1 protein-coding gene is annotated in these 1492 nt (G+C 76.9%); it reads right to left on the reverse strand.

All coding sequences use genetic code 11. The features are described 5' to 3' along the window. Positions 1 to 303: 303 nt before the first annotated feature. Positions 304 to 1134 carry a class I SAM-dependent methyltransferase gene (locus AB0912_RS35865; protein WP_366707527.1) on the reverse strand — a complete coding sequence of 277 codons (831 nt, stop codon included), beginning with the start codon at positions 1132 to 1134 and terminating at the stop codon, positions 304 to 306. Positions 1135 to 1492 lie beyond the last annotated feature (358 nt).

Below are 1492 nucleotides of genomic sequence, written 5' to 3' on the forward strand. Positions count from 1 at the left end.
GCCGCCGCCGCCCCCCCCCGCGGCGCCGCCGGCGCCCGCGCCGCCGCGCGCCGCCCCGCCGGCGCCGGGGGGGGCGGCGACGGCGAGGGCGGGGGGGCAGGGGGGGAAAAGGGGGGGCCGGGGCCCGGGGGCGGTGCGGGTGCGGAGGCGGGGCGGGGGCCAGGGCCCGGCGGCGGTGCGGGTGCCGAGGCGGGGCGGGGCGGTCGCACGGGTGCGGGGGCGCGGGCGGCGGTCCAGCGGTCGTATGGGTCTCGGGGTGCGGGCGGCGGCCCCGGTGGGGTGGGGCGCGCCGCACGGTCCGGTTCACGTGCGGGTCGCGACCAGTAGTTCCACGACGTACGTCTCCTCGACGATCCCGTCCGGGAACGTCTGGAGGAGGTGTTCGCGTTCCTCGGCGAAGAACGCCGCCGTGGCCTCCTCGCCGAGGACCAGGAACGCGGAGTGGCTGCCGACGTTCGCGAGGTGCGTGTCCAGGGGGACGTTTCGGCTCCAGCGGACCTGGCCGCGTTCGAAGGAGAGCCGCCCGGCGGGGTCGGCGTTGAGGGAGTGGGCCGCGCGGGCGCCGCTGCCGTTCCGCTCCACCACGGGGTCGAGGCCGAGGAAGCGCTCGGTGCGCCGGGCCGCGGCCTCGATCCACGGGACGTCGAGCGCCTCGGTGTTCCACCACAGGGCCAGCGCCCCGCCGGGTCGCAGCACCCGCAGCGCCTCCGGCACGGAACGGTCCGGGTCGGTCCAGTGCCAGGACTGGGCGTACGTCAGGAAGTCCAGGGAGGCGTCCGCGAGAGGGAGGGCGTCGCCGCTGCCCCGGACGATCGGGAGGCCGGGGTGGACGCGGCGGAACTCGGCGGCCATGCCGGGCCCCGGTTCCACGGCGAGGACGTGCGCGCCGCGGTCGCGCAGGAGCACGGTCGAGATACCGGTGCCGGCCCCGACGTCGGCGACCTTGGCACCGGCGAGGCTCCGGCCGGCGAACTCCTCGACGGCGTCGAAGAGGGCGGGCGGGTACGAGGGACGGTTCGCCGCGTACTGGGCCGCCGCGGCGTTGAAGGAGTGCGCGCGGGCAGTGTGGGCGGCGGGCTCGGGGCGGGGGGAGGGAGAAGAGGAGGAAGAGGAGGAAGAGGGAGAAGCCGTCATGGGGTCATGGTCGCTGGCGGGGCGGGGGTTGAGTAGGGGGCCGCCGCCTTGCCTGGACTGTCATCTCGGGCGCTCCCTTGGCCCGGCGCCGGCTCTCCCCGGCCCGCTCAGACTCCCCTTGGCCCGGGGTCGGCTCTCCCCGGCCCGGTCAGGCTCCTACCTGGTCGGGCTTCCTTGGCCCGGGTCAGACTCCCCTTGGACCTGATCAGGCTCCCGCCTGGTCGGGGAATCCTTGGCCCGGGTCAGGCTTCCTGGCCGGTTCAGGCCTTGCGGCCCTTCCTCGCCTTCGACGGGTTGCCCGTCCGGCGTGTGCCGCGGCGGGCGTACCGCTCCTTCGCCGTCTCGTACTCCTGGCGGT

The organism is Streptomyces sp. NPDC007084, from assembly GCF_040703595.1.
In the GTDB taxonomy this organism is placed as follows: domain Bacteria; phylum Actinomycetota; class Actinomycetes; order Streptomycetales; family Streptomycetaceae; genus Streptomyces.

Bases quoted from the DNA above. Each gene is read 5' to 3' on its own strand.
- AB0912_RS35865 (WP_366707527.1), bottom strand. From the start codon at position 1,134: ATGACGGCTTCTCCCTCTTCCTCCTCTTCCTCCTCTTCTCCCTCCCCC.